16 protein-coding genes and 1 tRNA gene are annotated in these 15,125 nt (G+C 75.6%); 11 read left to right on the top strand and 6 right to left on the bottom strand.

The features are described from left to right. Positions 1-73 precede the first annotated feature (73 nt). Positions 74-901 (bottom strand): FhaA domain-containing protein, encoded by an 828-nt coding sequence (locus GCU60_RS03700; protein ID WP_163202333.1) that lies wholly within the window; start codon positions 899-901, stop codon positions 74-76. A gap of 175 nt (positions 902-1,076) precedes the next feature. Here GCU60_RS03700 and GCU60_RS03695 point away from each other — a divergent pair. Further along, positions 1,077-1,162: transfer RNA gene (locus GCU60_RS03695), tRNA-Leu, on the top strand. Between the two features lie 64 nt (positions 1,163-1,226). On the opposite strand, the gene GCU60_RS03690 is transcribed toward GCU60_RS03695, so the two are convergent. The 4 genes from GCU60_RS03690 to GCU60_RS03675 form a co-directional block, all read right to left on the bottom strand. Continuing rightward, on the bottom strand, positions 1,227-2,870 hold the full coding sequence (locus GCU60_RS03690; RefSeq protein WP_204261373.1) for a hypothetical protein: 1,644 nt from the start codon (positions 2,868-2,870) through the stop codon (positions 1,227-1,229). After that, positions 2,867-3,781: an ABC transporter ATP-binding protein gene (locus GCU60_RS03685; protein WP_163202331.1), complete on the bottom strand. Its 915-nt coding sequence runs from the start codon at positions 3,779-3,781 to the stop codon at positions 2,867-2,869. The genes GCU60_RS03690 and GCU60_RS03685 overlap by 4 nt, the downstream gene beginning before the upstream one ends. 157 nt (positions 3,782-3,938) lie before the next feature. Further along, positions 3,939-4,397: a DUF1707 SHOCT-like domain-containing protein gene (locus GCU60_RS03680; protein WP_163202329.1), complete on the bottom strand. Its 459-nt coding sequence runs from the start codon at positions 4,395-4,397 to the stop codon at positions 3,939-3,941. A 107-nt stretch (positions 4,398-4,504) separates the two neighbouring features. After that, positions 4,505-5,668 (bottom strand): acyl-CoA dehydrogenase family protein, encoded by a 1,164-nt coding sequence (locus GCU60_RS03675; protein WP_163202327.1) that lies wholly within the window; start codon positions 5,666-5,668, stop codon positions 4,505-4,507. 75 nt (positions 5,669-5,743) lie between these two features. Between GCU60_RS03675 and GCU60_RS20065 the strand changes: the two genes are divergently transcribed. The 10 genes from GCU60_RS20065 to GCU60_RS03625 all read left to right on the top strand — a co-directional run bounded on the left by GCU60_RS20065 (position 5,744) and on the right by GCU60_RS03625 (position 14,254). Continuing rightward, positions 5,744-6,208, top strand: a complete 465-nt coding sequence (locus GCU60_RS20065) for a GNAT family N-acetyltransferase (RefSeq protein ID WP_163202325.1) — start codon at positions 5,744-5,746, stop codon at positions 6,206-6,208. Positions 6,209-6,312: 104 nt separating this feature from the next. Then, on the top strand, positions 6,313-6,669 hold the full coding sequence (locus GCU60_RS03665; protein WP_163202323.1) for a hypothetical protein: 357 nt from the start codon (positions 6,313-6,315) through the stop codon (positions 6,667-6,669). 178 nt (positions 6,670-6,847) lie between these two features. Beyond that, on the top strand, positions 6,848-7,444 hold the full coding sequence (locus tag GCU60_RS03660; RefSeq protein WP_163202322.1) for an RNA polymerase sigma factor: 597 nt from the start codon (positions 6,848-6,850) through the stop codon (positions 7,442-7,444). Continuing rightward, complete coding sequence (locus tag GCU60_RS03655; RefSeq protein ID WP_163202320.1) at positions 7,441-8,511, top strand: hypothetical protein; 1,071 nt, start codon at positions 7,441-7,443, stop codon at positions 8,509-8,511. The genes GCU60_RS03660 and GCU60_RS03655 overlap by 4 nt, the downstream gene beginning before the upstream one ends. A 149-nt stretch (positions 8,512-8,660) precedes the next feature. After that, positions 8,661-10,259, top strand: coding sequence for a methyl-accepting chemotaxis protein (locus GCU60_RS03650; protein WP_163202319.1), 1,599 nt, complete (start codon positions 8,661-8,663; stop codon positions 10,257-10,259). 96 nt (positions 10,260-10,355) lie between these two features. Next, on the top strand, positions 10,356-11,273 hold the full coding sequence (locus GCU60_RS03645) for an aldose 1-epimerase family protein (protein WP_163202317.1): 918 nt from the start codon (positions 10,356-10,358) through the stop codon (positions 11,271-11,273). Position 11,274: 1 nt separating this feature from the next. Further along, positions 11,275-12,000 (top strand): MOSC N-terminal beta barrel domain-containing protein, encoded by a 726-nt coding sequence (locus tag GCU60_RS03640; protein WP_163202315.1) that lies wholly within the window; start codon positions 11,275-11,277, stop codon positions 11,998-12,000. 5 nt (positions 12,001-12,005) lie between these two features. Then, on the top strand, positions 12,006-12,221 hold the full coding sequence (locus GCU60_RS03635) for an RNA-binding S4 domain-containing protein (RefSeq protein ID WP_163202313.1): 216 nt from the start codon (positions 12,006-12,008) through the stop codon (positions 12,219-12,221). Positions 12,222-12,275: 54 nt separating this feature from the next. Next, positions 12,276-13,472 carry a pyridoxal phosphate-dependent aminotransferase gene (locus tag GCU60_RS03630; RefSeq protein ID WP_163202312.1) on the top strand — a complete coding sequence of 399 codons (1,197 nt, stop codon included), beginning with the start codon at positions 12,276-12,278 and terminating at the stop codon, positions 13,470-13,472. Continuing rightward, entirely contained in the window at positions 13,469-14,254 is a 786-nt protein-coding gene (locus GCU60_RS03625; protein ID WP_163202311.1) for a nitrilase-related carbon-nitrogen hydrolase, read from the top strand. Before GCU60_RS03630 ends, GCU60_RS03625 begins: the two co-directional genes overlap by 4 nt. 6 nt (positions 14,255-14,260) lie before the next feature. Here GCU60_RS03625 and GCU60_RS03620 read toward each other — a convergent pair whose 3' ends face one another. Further along, positions 14,261-15,118, bottom strand: a complete 858-nt coding sequence (locus GCU60_RS03620; protein WP_163202309.1) for a DUF2382 domain-containing protein — start codon at positions 15,116-15,118, stop codon at positions 14,261-14,263. Positions 15,119-15,125: the final 7 nt, after the last annotated feature.

The following is a 15,125-nucleotide window of genomic DNA, read 5'->3' as shown; positions in this document are numbered from 1 at the left end:
GCCCCGGGCCGCCCGGCGACCCTCCGGGAGGGCTGCTGCGGTGTCCGGTGCTGCTGCGACCGCGCGGATCCGGTCACGCCCCGTCCTGCCGGTAGACCAGGACCGAGTGGCCGATGCGGATGACGTCGCCGTCGCTGAGCGGCTGGCGGGTGATGCGGCGGCCGTTGACCAGCGTGCCGTTGGTCGAGCCCAGGTCCTCCACCGTCGCGACACCGCCCTCGAGGACGACGTCGACGTGCTTGCGGCTGACCCCGGTGTCGGGCAGCCGGATGTCGGCCTCGGTGCCGCGGCCGATCACGTTGCGGCCGGTGGTCAGCTCGTGCCGCGTGCCCGGCCCGTCGACGACGAGGACGTGGGTCGTCGTGTCGCGCGAGCCGGCCCGGCCGATGATCGAGGGTGCCTGCTTGCCGGTGTCGGTGGCCGAGCGGCCGCCGCGCAGCGGCGGCAGCGGGGGCAGCGGCGGCAGCGGCGGCAGGCCGGGGGAGCCGGCGGCCGGCGCCGCGACCTCCGCCCGCGGGGCGGGACGGGCCGGGTCGGCCACGTGCGAGCTGACCTCGAAGACGCCGGTGGTCAGCTCGTCGTCCTGCTCGAGCTGCACGGTGACCTTGTCGAAGACCTGGTAGCCCTCGTCCTCGATGTGCTCGGTGACCATGTCGGCCAGCTCGCCGGCCAGCTGGTCGGACCACTGGCCCAGGTGGGAGAAGTCCGTCTCGCCCAGGCGGACGACGTAGACGTTCGGTGCGAGCACCCGGCCCTCGCCCACGATGGAGCGCTGCTCGTCGGCCTCGCGCTGCAGGGCCTTGGCGATCTCGGCCGGGTGCACCTTGCCCTTGAAGAGCCGGGCGAAGGCCAGACCGACCATGCCTTCGAGTCGGCGCTCGAAGCGCTGCAGCACACCCACAGTCGCTCCTCTGCGCTCGTCCGATGATCCGCCTGTGCCACCCGTGATCGTAGCCGGGACGGACGAGGCTGACTGCTCCGGAAGCCGCGACGCCCCGGACATCGTCCCGGGACAGGCCAACGACCGACCCCCCGCCGGAGGTACGGCCCGCGGCTGCTAGTGTTCTCCCTCGCCAGGGCCAGTGGCGGAATGGCAGACGCGCACGGTTCAGGTCCGTGTGTCCGAAAGGACGTGGGGGTTCAACTCCCCCCTGGCCCACCAGGACGCGACGAGCGCCGGCCCCTCGGGCCGGCGCTCTTTCGTCGTCCGGGGGCCGGTGCGCGCGTCAGGTGCGGACGTCCCGGCGGGCGTACCCGGCGAGCCCGAGGGCCGCCAGCGCCGCCGCCACGGCGACCATCCCCGCCGCGCCGGGCGCGTGCCACGGCTCCGCCGGGACGGCGGCCAGGTGGGCGAACGGCGAGAGCGCCCGCACGGCCGACGGCCAGCCGAACGTGTCGGAGAACACCAGCAGCAGGTAGCCGCCGACGGCCGGCGTGACCCCGAGCGGGAGCACCGCGGCCGGCGCCCAGCCCAGGGCCGCGATCGCCGCGCCCAGGCACAGCAGCGCCACCGGCAGCACCGCCAGCGCACCGGCGAGCGCCTCGCCCGGGCCCAGCCCGGCGTCCACCCACGCCGCACCCGCCCAGGTGGCCAGGCCGGCGGCGACGGCGAGCACCGCGACGGCGAGGGTGGTCGTGCCGGCCTCGACGGCCGCCCACCGGGCGCGGGCCACCGGCCGGGAGTAGAGCAGGGCCAGCCGCCCGGCGGCCTCGTCGGCCGCGGTGGCGGCCACCCGCCCGGCGGCGAAGGCCCCGAGGGCCAGGGCGAGCAGCGTGTCCAGCGCGGCGACGTAGCCCTGCACCGACCCCAGCTGGGCGAAGCCCGCCTGGGCGGCCAGTTCGGCGAAGGCCGCGTTGTCCCGGAGGAAGTCGGTCATCGTGGTGGCCAGCAGGCCGATCAGCAGGAAGTAGGCCACCGCTCCGGCGGCCCAGCCGGCGAGGGGCCGGCGCACGCGGTGCACCGCCAGGCCGGGGAGCGAGGTGAGCAGCCGGCTGGGCCGGGTGCGCCGGTCGCGGCCGGCCCAGCGGCCGCGCCCGACGTCCCGGCCGGCGTGCAGCACCACGGCGAGCGCACCCAGGGCGGCGACCAGCAGGCCCAGCGCCAGCAGGGGCGGCCACCGGTCAGCGGCGAAGGGGGCGACGCGCCCCGTCAGCCCGAACGGCGTCGTCCACGCCAGCCAGGACAGCGCCGGGACGCCGTCGGCCACCATCCGGACGAGCAGGGTGCCGAGGAGCACCGCGACCGCCAGTCCGGAGGCCGAGCGCCGCTCGCCGAAGAGCTGCGCGCCCACGACGCCGAGGGCCGCGCCCACCATCCCGGTGCCGGCCAGGCAGGCGCCGAACAGCACCGACCCCCGGACGCCGGCCCCGGCCAGCGCCAGGCCGAGCCCGGCGGCGGCCCCGACGAGGGCGGCGGCGCACAGCACCACGGCGAGCACCCGGGTGACCAGCGTGCCCAGCCGCAGCCGGCCGGAGAGCAGGAGGTCCCATCGGCCGGCCTCCTCGTCGCCGCGGGTGAGCCGGGTCGCGGTCAGGGCCGCCCAGATCCCCACCAGGACGGCGAGGACGGTGCCGGTGCGCCACACCGTGAACCCGCCGGCGGTGTCCAGCCCGGCCGGTGGGCCGAACAGCGTCCGGATCGCCGGGTTCTCCGCCAGTGCGGCCAGCGAGCCGGCACCGAGGGCGCCGTCCATCCCCCGGTACTGCAGCGCGACCATGGCGGTCATGCCGCCGCAGACGAGCGCGAGGACGGCGGTCCCGCGGCGCACCTCCCGAAGCGCGGCCGCGGTCGCCGCGCGCGCGGCGGACCGCGGCGGGACCGGTGGCGTGGTGCTGCCCGGTGCCCGGTCCGGCGCGGTCCGGGTGGTCATGCCGGCACCTGGCCGTAGTAGTCGAGGAAGATCTCCTCGAGCGTGGGCTCCCGGACCTCCAGGTGCGCGACGTCGGCGTCGCCCAGGGCGCGCAGCACGGCGCCGGGCGGGCCGCTGAGGGAGAGCTCCAGCCGGAGCGGCCCGGACCACCGCAGGTCCGAGACGGCCGGCAGGTCGGCGAGGTGCTGCAGGTCCGGCGCGGCCGTGCCCAGCTCGACGACCACCTCCGCCCGGTGCAGGCGCCGCAGGTCGGCCAGCCCGGCGACCTCCACCAGCCGGCCGCTGCGCAGGATTCCAACCCGCGAGCAGACCGCCTCGACCTCGGCGAGCTGGTGGGAGCTGAGGAACACCGTCTGCCCCCGGGCGGCGGCCTCCGCGATGCAGGCGCGGAACTCCCGCTCCATCAGCGGGTCCAGCCCGCTGGTCGGCTCGTCGAGGACCAGCAGCGGTGCGCGGGTCGAGAACGCCGCGACGAGCGCCACCTTCTGCCGGTTGCCCGTGGAGTAGGTGCGTGCCCGCCGGTCCGGATCCAGCGCGAAGCGCTCCACCAGCTCGTCGCGGTAGCGGCCGTCGGTGCCCGGGCCGACGCCGGCCAGCAGGTCGAGGCACTCCCGGCCGGTCATCGACGGCCACAGCGCGACGTCGGCCGGTACGTAGGCCAGCCACCGGTGCGCGCGTTCGACGTCGGCGGCGGGGACGTCGAAGACCCGGGCGGCGCCGGCCGTGGGCCGCAGGAGCCCGAGCAGCATCCGGATGGTGGTGGACTTGCCCGCCCCGTTGGGCCCCAGGAAGCCGAAGACCTCGCCCGGGGGGACGGTGAGCGACAGGTCGACCACCGCGTCGGTGGTCCCGAAGCGCTTGCCGAGGCCGTCGAGACGCAGGGCAGGGGCGGACGGGGCGGGGGCGGCCATGGGAACTCCTCGGCGTCGGCGAACACGACTGCCGACCAGACTTCCCGGCGCTCCGGGGGGAGACGCTAGACCTGCCGGGGCGCGGGCGGAAGCACCTTCTGCCCGGCCGGGCGACCGCCGATCGGAAGGGCTCCGGCCGGGCCGGCGGGTCCGGCCGTCAGGTCAGCCGGCGGTCGTCCCGGCCGCCGGGCCGCAGGCGGTCGCCGAGCGTGCCGAACGCCAGCATCGCGCCCCAGGGGGCGATGACCCAGAACGGCCAGAAGTAGCGCAGCTCCCCGGTGGCCACGCAGGACACGGCCCAGACCGCCAGCACGATCAGCGCGGTGCTCGCCCAGGAGCCCCACACCGCCCAGAGGGCCCGCGCTGAGCCTTCGCACGCCGCGGCGGGGGCCGTCTCCGCCAGGGCACCCGTCGGGCGGGCGGCGGACGCACCGGCGGTGCGGGGCAGATCGGCGGTGAGCGGCGTCAGCTCGCCGAACGTGCGGGCGGCGTAGACCTGGGCGAGCCGCTCGTCGTACTCGGCGACCGTGAGCCGCCCCTCCGACATCGCCTGGCCGAGGACGGCGGCGACGGCGGTGCGGTCGGCATCGGCCGCCCGGAGGTGGGGCTCGGGCATGGTCTCTCTCCTCGTTCCGGGACGGCTCAGTCTGTTCCGGCCGGCGGGCCGGAGTCCACTGACAGCTGTCACCGGTTCCACGTGGAACCCCTCAGGTGCCCACCGGCTCAGCCCGCGGGAGGTGCCGCCTCCCCGACGAGGTGCCGCCCGATGACCATCCGCTGGATCTGGTTGGTGCCCTCGAAGATCTGCATGACCTTCGCCTCGCGCATGTAGCGCTCGGCCGGGTGGTCCCGGGTGTAGCCGGCGCCGCCGAGCACCTGGACGGCGTCGGTGGTCACCTTCATGGCGGCGTCGGTGGCGACCAGCTTGGCGATGCTGGCCTGCCGGGAGAACGGCTTTCCGGCGTCCTTGCGGCGGGCGGCGACCAGGTAGGTGGCGCGGGCGGACTCCACGGCCGCGGCCATGTCGGCCAGCAGGAACTGCACGCCCTGGTGCTCGGCGATCGGCCGGCCGAAGGCCTCCCGCTCCACCGCGTACCCGACGGCGACGTCGAGCGCGGACTGGGCCAGCCCCACCGCGACCGCGCTGATGCCCAGGCGGCCGGAGTCCAGGGCGCCGAGCGCGATGGCCATGCCGCGGCCGGGCTCGCCGACGAGCCGGTCGGCCGGGATCGGCACGTCGTCGAGCCGGATCGCCGCGGTGGTCGAGCCGGTCAGGCCCATCTTCTCCTCGGGCCGCGCGGCGCTGAAGCCGGGCAGGTCCGGGGTCAGGTGGAAGCAGGAGATGCCGCGCTGCCCGTCGGCCGGCGTGCGCAGGAACGTCGAGTAGAAGTCGGCGTGACCGCCGTGGGTGACCCACGCCTTCTCGCCCCGCGCGGTCCAGCCGTCGTCGGTGGCGGTGGCGCTGGCCCGCATGGCGGCGACGTCGGAACCGGCGTGCGCCTCCGACAGCGAGTACGCGCCGATCAGGCTGCCGCCGACCATCTCGGGGAGGAGGTCGCGGCGCTGGGCCTCGGTGCCGAAGTTCGCGATGGGGGAGCAGGCCAGCGTGTGCACGCTGATGCCCAGGGCGACGCTCGCCCAGCGGGCCGCCAGCTCCTCGAGCACCTGGAGGTAGACGGCGTAGGGCTGGCCGCCCCCGCCCATCTCTTCGGGGAAGGGCAGCCCCATCAACCCGGCGTCGCCCAGCAGGCGGAACACCTCGCGCGGGAAGCGCTCCTCGCGTTCGTACTGCGCCGCCCTGGGGGCGAGCTCGGCGTCGGCGAGCTCGCGGGTGAGGGCCAGCAGATCGGCGGCCTCGGGGGTGGGCAGTTCGCGGTCGACCGGCACGGTGCTCCTTCGGGAAGGCGTCCAGCGGACGGTACCTCCGCCGGACGGGAGGAGGCCGTTGGCAGGATCGGTTCCGTGATCATCGAGGCGGCCGCCTGGGACGACGCCGACGTCCAGCGGCTCACCACCGACCAGCAGGCCGAGGTCCGCGCGCGCTACGGCGGCAAGGACGAGCCGGGGAGGCACCCGTCGGCCGCCGACGTCGCCGTCGTCCTGCTGGCCCGGGACGACGACGGGACGCCGCTGGGCTGCGGGGCGCTGCGGGCGCTGGGGGACGGGGCGGCCGAGGTGAAGCGCATGTACGTCGTGCCGCCGGCGCGGGGGAGGGGCGTGTCCAAGGCGGTCCTCGCCGCCCTCGAGGACGCCGCCCGCGCCCGGGGGTGGGGCGTCCTCCGTCTGGAGACCGGCCCGCTCCAGCCGGAGGCGGTCGGCCTGTACCGCGGTGCCGGGTACGGGCCGATCGCCGCGTTCGGCGCCTACGTCGGTGACCCGGACGGCGCCGGCTCGCTCTACTTCGAGAAGCGGCTGACCGACACCTGAGGCGGATCCGGTACCGCCGGGACCGGATCCGTCGGCGGGATGTGTGAGGGTGTGCCGACGTCATCGGAGGCGGCCGCAGCGCCGCCCCGTCCGAAGGGACCCCCATGCGCATCCGCAAGCTCGTCCTGGTCGCCGCCGCGGCGACCCTCCCGCTCGGCCTCACCTCGTGCGGTGGCGCCAGCGTGGAGGACTTCTGCGAGCAGTACGAGGCCATCGACCAGCTCGAGGAGTCCGACGCCGACCAGGCGAAGGGCCTGTTCGAGGACCTGAGCGAGAACGTGCCCGACGAGGCCGGCGACGACGTCAAGGAGGCCGCGGACTACCTGGCCGAGAACTTCCCCTCGGACGGCGACATCGAGGCCGCGGTCGAGAGCGGCGACATGGGCACCGACGACGCGCAGGAGTTCGCGTCCGCCGCCGACACCGTCAGCAGCTACGGAGACGAGAACTGCGGGAGCTGATCCCCGCGGCGGCGCGTCCCGCAACGGGGCGCGCCGCCGCACCGCCGCCCGTGAACCGGATCCACCGCTCCGGACATCAAGAGGTGTGACGACTTCACCGATCGCGGCCGGATCATTCCGTTCCGTGACCCCGACGGCGCTGCACCGGTCCGCCGGTCCACCGCCCGAGCCACCCCGCATGCGGGCGCTTCCGAACGCCGCCCCTTCCGACGCCGAGCTGATCGCCCGGTCGCTGGACGATCCCGAGGCCTTCGCGCCGCTGTTCGACCGCCACGCGGCGACGGTGCACCGCTACCTCGGCCGGCGCGTGGGTGAGCTCGCCGACGACCTGCTCAGCGAGACCTTCCTCATCGCCTTCCGCCGCCGTGCGGCCTACCGGGCCGACCACGTGGAGGTCCGCCCCTGGCTGCTGGGCATCGCCACCAACCTGGTGCACGTCCACGGGCGCACCGAGCAGCGCCGCTACCGGGCCCTGGCCCGCGAGGCCGGCCGGCACCCCGGCACCGCGGCCGGTCCGGACGACTCCGCCGACCGGCTGGACGCCGAGGCGCTGCGCGGTCCGCTCGCCGCCGCCCTGGCGAAGCTCAAGGCCCCCGACCGCGACGCCCTCCTGCTGCTGGCCTGGGGCCAGCTCGGCTACGAGGAGATCGCCGCCGTGCTCGACGTGCCCGTCGGCACCGTCCGCTCCCGCCTCCACCGCGCCCGCCGGCAGACCCGCGCCGCGCTCGGCGACGTCTCCCCCTTCGCACCGACCTCCGAGGAGGAGGACCGATGAACGACCTCACGCTGCTCCGCGAGGCGGGCCCCGAGGCCCCGCCGCTGTCCCCCGCCGCCCGCTCGGCCGCCCGGGCCGCCCTGCTGGCCGAGATCGAGGGCGGGCAGCCCCGGTCCGTGCGCCTGCCCAGCCGCAAGGTCCGCTGGCGGATCGGTGTCGGAGCCGTCGCCGTCGCCGCCTCGTGGGCTGCCGCGGTCGTCATCGCCGCCCCCGACGCGGTCGGGCCCCCGCCGGACAGCGTCCGGCTGGTGAACTTCGACATGCCCACCTTCCCGCTGTCGCTCGACCCCGCCCCCGCGGGGCTGCGGCCGGCCTTCGACGGCGACGGGGACGGCGCCGGCATCGCCTCGTACGACGACGCGGCCATGGAGAACGGGTTCACCGTCCACGTCGGTGTGGACGAGCCCGAGGGCACCGGACCGGACGACGGCGCGCCGGGCTACGAGCTGCTCGCCGTCGACGAGGTCCCGCTGGGCGACGACGAGGTCGAGGCCGTGACGTACGCACGTGAGTGGTGCGTCGAGGACACCGCCACCGGCTGCGTGACCGAACGCCGCCGGTTCACCTGGCTCAGCTGGGAGCGGCGGGACGACCAGTGGGTCTCCCTGCTCGGTCACGGCGACTACGCCGACGCCGAGCAGCTGCAGGAGGTGGCCGGTTCGCTGGTGGACCGCCCGCAGCCGGCCACGCTCGACGTGGGACTCGCACCGGAGGGGTGGTCGATCCGGGCCTACAAGATGGGTCGCGTCCTCACCCTGGTCAACGACGCCTACGAGGCGCAGGACCTCACCGTCCACATCCCGCCGGCCGAGGACGTCATCCCCGCCGACCAGGTCCGGGAGTCGATCATGGGGCCGATCGGCCCGCAGCTGGACGTGACCGTCAACGGTCGTCCCGCACAGCTGGTCCGCGTCGACATCGGCTACGTGATCGACGGTCACCGCTACGAGGGGTGGTACCTGCAGGCGCAGTTCCCGGACGGCACCACGTTCGTCCTCCAGGCGCCCGAGGCGTTCACCCAGGAGCAGGTCCTGGAGATGGCCGAACAGGTGACGTACACCCCCTGATGCCGACGCCGGAACGGGTCCGTGGGCGCCGCAGTGGCGACGGTCACGGACCCGTTCGGGGGGCAACGGGCCCTTGCCCCGCTGGGTGGCTGCTGCTCGCCAGCCGATTGCTTGTAGCAATCAACTAGTCACGTCCAGTGAGGTGCACGATGCAGCACGCCCCCCGGTCGCTCCCCGCCCGGTTCCGCGACCTCCGCGTCGCCTGGAAGATCACGCTCACCGTCCTCTGCGGCCTGCTGGTCGCCGCCGTCGTCGGCACCCTCGGCCTCGTGCGGATGGCCGCCCTGGACGACGCCACCGCCGAGCAGCGGGACACCGCGGTGGCGCTGGAGGACCTGGAGACCGCCCGCGCGGCCTTCCTGGGTGTCCGGCTCGACGCCTACGGGATCCTGTTCGCCGCGCCGGATGGCCGGGCGGCGGAGGAGAAGATCGCCGCCGACGACGCCACCCTGGACGCGGCGCTGGAGCGGTACCTCGCGGCACCGGCGGCCGCGGACAGCGCCGCCGACCTCCCGCGGATGATCGAGGAGTACCGGGTGCTGCGCGCCCAGGGCCTGCTGCAGGCTGCCTCGGCCGGCGACGTCGCCGCGTTCCAGGCGGCGCTGCCTGCCGTCCGTGGCATCGGGGTGGAGACCCTGGAGGCGTTCGCCGCCGCCGCGGCGACGCAGCAGGCCGACGCGGACGCGGCGCTCACCGCCACCCATGACGCCTACACCTTCTCCCGATCCCTGCTGCTCGGTGTGCTCGCCGTCGGGCTGGTCGTGGCGTTCGGCGCCGGGATCCTGGCCAGTCGGGCGATCACCCGCCCCCTGGCCCGGGTGCGCGACAGCCTCCGGGCCCTCGCGGACGGCGACCTCACCCACGACCCGGTCGTGGACAGCGCCGACGAGCCCGGCCAGATGGCGGCCGCGCTGAGGGAGGCACAGGCCAGCCTGAGCGCCACGTTGGGCACCGTCACCAGCACGGCCGCGGAGCTGACCGGCTCGGCGGCGCAGCTCACCACGGGTGGCGCCCGCCTCGACGAGTCGGCCAAGGCGATCGCCGGCCAGGCCGGGGACAACGCCGAGCGGGCCGGCCAGGTCAGCGCGAGCGTGCAGACCGCAGCCGCGGGCGTGGAGCAGATGCGGGCGGCGATCGGCGAGATCGCGGTCAGCGCCAGCCAGGCGGCCGCGGTCACCGGCGACGCCGTCCAGCAGGCCGTGGAGGCCGCGGCGCAGGTCGACCGGCTGGGGGAGTCCACCGCCGGCATCGGGCAGATCGTCGCCACCATCTCGCAGGTCGCGGCGCAGACCCACCTGCTGGCGCTGAACGCCACCATCGAGGCGGCGCGCGCCGGAGCCGCCGGTGCGGGGTTCGGCGTCGTCGCCGACGAGGTCAAGCAGCTGGCCCAGGAGACCGCTCGCGCCAGCCAGGAGATCGCCGAGCGGGTGATCGCCATCCAGACCGAGTCCGCGGGCACCGCCGCCGCCCTGCGCCAGATCATCGACGTCGTCGGCACCATGGACCGCCTGCAGACCACCATCGCCGCCGCCGTGGAGGAGCAGACCGCGACCACCGGGACGATGGCGCACAGCATCGGGGAAGCGGCAGACAGCACGGAGGAGATCGCGGATACGGCGACCGCGACGGCCGGGACGGCCGCCACCGTCACCACCGACGCCGCCGGGGTGGCCGACGCCAGCCGCCTGCTCCAGGCGCTCGCCGGCCGGCTCGAGGAGCAGGTGCGCCTCTTCCGCACCCGCGCCTGACCCGCGGAATCCGCCCACCCGCGCCCGTCGCCGACGACGAGGCGCGGGTGCCGATCCTGCCGGGACCACGGCGCGCAGGTGTGGTGAGCTGACCGCATGCCCCACACCTGGCCCGAGACCGCGCCCACCGAGGTGGAGCTGACCGCCGGGGACGCCGTCCTCGTCGTCGACCTGCGCGGCGGCGCCCTGCGCCGGCTGGCCGTCGGGGACTGGGAGGTGCTCGACGGCTACCCGGCCGGCACCGTTCTCCCCGGCTGGCGCGGCGCGGTGCTGCTGCCCTGGCCCAACCGCATCCGCGACGGCCGGTGGAGCTGGGACGGGGAGGACCTGCAGCTGGAGGTCCAGTCCCCGGCCGAGCCGCACGCCATCCACGGTCTGCTCTCCTGGCAACCGTGGAGCGTGCTCGACCGGGCGGACCGGTCCGTCACGGTCGCGACCACGGTGGAGCCGCATCCCGGCTACCCGTTCCGGCTCGCCGCAGCGGTGGACCACGCCCTGACGGCCGACCGGCTGACCTGCACGGTGCGCGTCCGCAACACCGGCGACCGCCCGGCCCCGTTCGGCGCGGGGATGCACCCCTACCTCTCGGTCGGGGCGACGGTCGACGGCGGCATCGGCGACGCCGAGCTGACGCTGCCGGGCCGTACCGAGCTGGTGCTCGACGGCGGGATGCCGACCGGGGAGCGGCGGCCGTTCGCCGGCGCGGTGGGCCGGATCGGCGAGCGGGCGCTGGACACCCCGCTGACCGACCTGGACCGGGACGCCGACGGCTGGGCCCGCGTGCGGCTGGCCGGTGCGGCCGGCGAGCTGGAGCTGGCCCTGGACGACGCCTGGCCCTGGCTCCAGGTCTACAGCGGCGACACGCTGCCGGCCGGCCAGTGGCGGCGCAGCCTGGCCGTCGAGCCGATGACCTGCCCGCCCAACGCGTTCGCCGACGGCGTCGACCTCGTCGTGCTGGAGCCGGGCGAGCAGTGGACCGGCACCTGGTCGCTGGCCTGGGCCCCGGGGGCCTGACGTGCGCGTCCTGGAGCTGTGGCGCTACCCGGTGAAGTCGCTGCAGGGGGAGCGGCTGGCCGAGGCGGAGGTCGGCGCGCTGGGCATCGCCGGTGACCGGCGCTGGGCGCTGTTCGACCGCGACACCGGCCTGGGCCTCACCGCGCGGCGGGTCCCCGAGCTGCTCTGGGGCGCCGCCCGGGTCCGGCCGGACGGCGGCGTCGAGGTCGTCCTGCCCGACGGCACCGTGACCGGCGACGAGGCCGACCTCTCCGACTGGCTGGGCCGCCGGGTGGAGCTGCGGGCCGCCGACGAGGAGGGCGACGTGCCGCCGGTCTACGAGACCCCGGCGGACGAGGAGGTGCCCGACCCCACCGAGTGGCTGCAGTGGGAGGGCGCCCCCGGCCCGTTCCACGACAGCCCGCGAATCCGGCTGTCGCTGGTCTCCACCGGCACCCTCGGCAGCTGGGACCGCCGCAGGTTCCGGGCCAACGTCGTCCTGGACGGCGAGGGGGAGGACGCGCTGAAGGGGCAGGAGGCGGCGCTCGGCGAGGTCGGTCTCCGGTTCGGCGTGCCGATCGCCCGGTGCGTCATGACGACCCGGCCGCAGCCCGGTGGGATCGCCCGCGACACCTCGGTGCTCACGACGATCCACCGCGAGCGCCAGGGTCTGCTCGCCGTGCGGGCCGCCGTCCTGGCGCCCGGGACGGTCCGGGTCGGCGACCAGCTGCTGCCGGCGGCAGACTGAGCGGCGTGCGCACCATCGACCTGCGTCCCGGCGAGGACACCATCCGGCTCGGTCAACTGCTCAAGCTGGTCGACGCCGTGCCCACCGGCGCCCAGGTGAAGGACGTGCTGCTCTCCGGTGCGGTCACCGTGAACGACGAGCCGGAGGAGCGCCGCGGGCGGCAGCTGCGGGCCGGCGACGTCGTGCGGATCGAGGGCCACGAGGACGTCCGCATCAGCTGACGCACCCGTCTGGACAGGCCGGTTCCACGTGGAACCGATCGAGGAGGGAGCCGCATGACCGCACCGCTGGCGACCCGCCTGCGCGGGTTCGGCACGACGGTCTTCGCCGAGATGAGCGCACTCGCCGTCGCCACCGGGTCGGTCAACCTGGGCCAGGGGTTCCCCGACTACCCCGGTCCGCCCGAGGTGCTCGACCCCGCCCGGGACGCGATCGGCACCGCCGCCGACCAGTACCCGCCCGGCCCGGGCGTCCTCGAGCTGCGGACGGCGATCGCCGAGCACCAGCTCCGGTTCTGCGGCCTGCACCTGGACCCGGACACCGAGGTGCTGGTCACCGCCGGGGCCACCGAGGCGCTCGCCGCCACCATGCTCGCGCTGCTCGAGCCCGGCGACGAGGTGGTGCTCTTCGAGCCGGTCTACGACAGCTACAGCGCCTCGGTCGCCATGGCCGGGGGCGTGGTGCGCGCCGTGCCGCTGCACCCGCCCGCCGAGTCCTCCCCCGCCCACCCCGACGGCCCCTGGACGTTCGACGAGACCGAGCTGCGGGCCGCGATCACGCCGCGCACGCGCCTGCTGCTGGTCAACAGCCCGCACAACCCCACCGGCAAGGTCTTCACGGCCGACGAGCTGGCGCTGCTGGCCGACCTGGCGCTCCGGCACGACTTCGTCGTGCTCACCGACGAGGTCTACGAGCACCTGGTCTTCGACGGCGCCCGGCACCGGTCCCTCGCGACGTGGGAGGGGATGCGCGACCGGACCCTCGTCGTCTCCAGCGCCGGCAAGACCTTCAACGTCACCGGCTGGAAGATCGGCTGGATCTGCGGCCCGGCGCCGCTGGTCGCCGCCGTCCGCACCGCCAAGCAGTTCCTCACCTACGTCAACGGCGGGCCGTTCCAGCCGGCCGTGGCCGCGGGGCTGCGGCTGCCCGACGCCTACTTCGCGGGGGTGGCCCGCGATCTGCAGTGCCGCCGCGACGTGCTGGTCGGCGGGCTGCGCGACGCGGGACTCCCGGTGACCAGCCCGGAGGCCACCTACTTCGCCACCGTCGACGTCCGCGCGGTGCGGGCCGACGGCGACGGAGTGGCCTTCTGCCGGTCCCTGCCGGAGCTCGCCGGCGTCGTCGCCATCCCCACCGTGGTCTTCTACACACCGGAGCACGCGGCCCTCGGGCGGCACCTGGTCCGGTTCGCGTTCTGCAAGAGCGACGCCGTCCTCGCCGCGGCCGTCGACCGGTTGAGGAGGCTGGCGTGAGGATCGCAGCGGTGCAGCACGACATCGTCTGGGAGGACCGCGAGGCCACCTTCGCCGCCCTGGCCCCTCAGGTGGGCCGGGCGGCGGCGGCAGGTGCCGAGCTGGTGCTGCTCACCGAGACCTTCTCCACGGGGTTCTCGATGACGCCCGGGATCGGGGAGCCGCAGGACGGGCCGTCCGCCGCGTTCCTGGCCGGCCAGGCGGCCGAGCACGGGGTCTGGGTCGGGGGCAGCTGCCCGGAGATCGCGCCCACCGGCGGGGAGGGCGGGGGAGACGTCGAGGAGCTGCCGCACAACACCTTCGTGCTCGCCGGCCCCGACGGGACCACCCACCGGTACCGGAAGCTGCACCCGTTCAGCCACGGCGGCGAGCACGAGCGGTTCCGCGCCGGCGAGGGCCCGGTGACCGTGACCGTCGGGGGACTGCGGATCACCCCGTTCATCTGCTACGACCTGCGGTTCGCCGACGTGTTCTGGGCGGCCGCCCCGGACACCGACCTCTACGTCGTCGTCGCGAACTGGCCGGCCGCCCGGCGGCTGCACTGGCAGACCCTCCTGCAGGCGCGCGCCATCGAGAACCAGGCGTACGTGGTCGGGTGCAACCGGGTGGGCACCGCCGGCGACGGCACCGAGCACGTCGGCGACAGCCGGATCATCAGCCCCATGGGGGAGCTGCTGGCGACGGCTGCCGGGGTGGAGACGATCCTGCTCGCCGACGTCGACGCGGCCGAGGTGGCCGCGACCCGCGACCGGTTCCGCTTCCTGGCCGACCGCCGGGGCTGACCCGGGTCAGCGGGTGTCGCGGGAGGCCACCCGGTCCTCGTCGACGACGACCTGCTCGCGCCGCACCTGGCCGCTCACCGTCTCCTGCCCCTGCACGAGCTCGGTGCGCAGCCGCACGCGCTCGACCGGCACCACCTCGACGGTGATCACCGGGCGCTCGGTGTGCAGCACGATCTCCTCGGGCAGCACGCCGGCCGTCGAGGCGTCCCCGCGCAGCGACTCCCCGTGGACGCCGCCCTCGGCGTCGAGCGGGATCTCCTCGATCCGGATCTCCTCGCGGCGGATGGGCACGGTCACCTGGACCTCCTCGGTGACCACGTACTTGACCACCCGCACCCGGCGGTCCGCGACGCGCTCGGTGCCCACCTGGAGGCGTTCCTCGCTGCGCGTCATCGCGCCGTCGCCGTCGTCGGGGGCCGCGTGCCGGGCTGTGCCGGCGTCCGCGGCCGGTACCGGCGGCGTGACCGGGACGGCGACGGTGTCGCTGCCGGTCGCCGGCTCGGTGGTGCTGGGGGAGTCGGCGATGCCCGCGCGGTCGCCGGTCGCCGTCGTGGTGCCCGTCAGGCCGTAGTGCCGGCGCAGCTCCGCCTCCTCACCGGGGTCCAGGTGGTCGCCGCTCATGGCGGGGGCGTTCTTCACCGCGTCGGCCGAGACCGGCAGCCGCAGCTGCCCGTCGGCCCAGCTGGCGTCCCCGGCGGGCACGATCGAGTGGCGGGTCCCGAACAGCCCGGTGGCGACGGCGACCCAGGTGGGTTCACCGGTGCGGTCGTCGACGAAGAAGTGCTCGACGGTGCCCAGCTTGTCGCCGTCGGCTCCGTAGGCGGTGGTGCCGATCGCGGCGGTCACCTCGCGCTGGCTCAACATGGCCGCT

It is taken from the genome of Blastococcus saxobsidens, assembly GCF_010682065.1.
Classification (GTDB): domain Bacteria; phylum Actinomycetota; class Actinomycetes; order Mycobacteriales; family Geodermatophilaceae; genus Blastococcus; species Blastococcus saxobsidens_B.
The sequence above is the reverse complement of the archived record's forward strand: the minus strand, read 5'-3'. Positions and strand labels throughout refer to the sequence as shown.

What these genes read in the sequence shown, in the direction of transcription:
- GCU60_RS03680 (WP_163202329.1), bottom strand. Translation starts at nt 4,397, where the DNA reads ATGCCCGAGCCCCACCTCCGGGCGGCCGATGCCGACCGCACCGCCGTC.
- GCU60_RS03650 (WP_163202319.1), top strand. Translation starts at nt 8,661, where the DNA reads ATGCAGCACGCCCCCCGGTCGCTCCCCGCCCGGTTCCGCGACCTCCGC.
- GCU60_RS03655 (WP_163202320.1), top strand. Translation starts at nt 7,441, where the DNA reads ATGAACGACCTCACGCTGCTCCGCGAGGCGGGCCCCGAGGCCCCGCCG.
- GCU60_RS03665 (WP_163202323.1), top strand. Translation starts at nt 6,313, where the DNA reads ATGCGCATCCGCAAGCTCGTCCTGGTCGCCGCCGCGGCGACCCTCCCG.
- GCU60_RS03630 (WP_163202312.1), top strand. Translation starts at nt 12,276, where the DNA reads ATGACCGCACCGCTGGCGACCCGCCTGCGCGGGTTCGGCACGACGGTC.
- GCU60_RS03660 (WP_163202322.1), top strand. Translation starts at nt 6,848, where the DNA reads ATGCGGGCGCTTCCGAACGCCGCCCCTTCCGACGCCGAGCTGATCGCC.
- GCU60_RS03690 (WP_204261373.1), bottom strand. Translation starts at nt 2,870, where the DNA reads ATGACCACCCGGACCGCGCCGGACCGGGCACCGGGCAGCACCACGCCA.
- GCU60_RS03645 (WP_163202317.1), top strand. Translation starts at nt 10,356, where the DNA reads ATGCCCCACACCTGGCCCGAGACCGCGCCCACCGAGGTGGAGCTGACC.
- GCU60_RS03620 (WP_163202309.1), bottom strand. Translation starts at nt 15,118, where the DNA reads ATGTTGAGCCAGCGCGAGGTGACCGCCGCGATCGGCACCACCGCCTAC.
- GCU60_RS03685 (WP_163202331.1), bottom strand. Translation starts at nt 3,781, where the DNA reads ATGGCCGCCCCCGCCCCGTCCGCCCCTGCCCTGCGTCTCGACGGCCTC.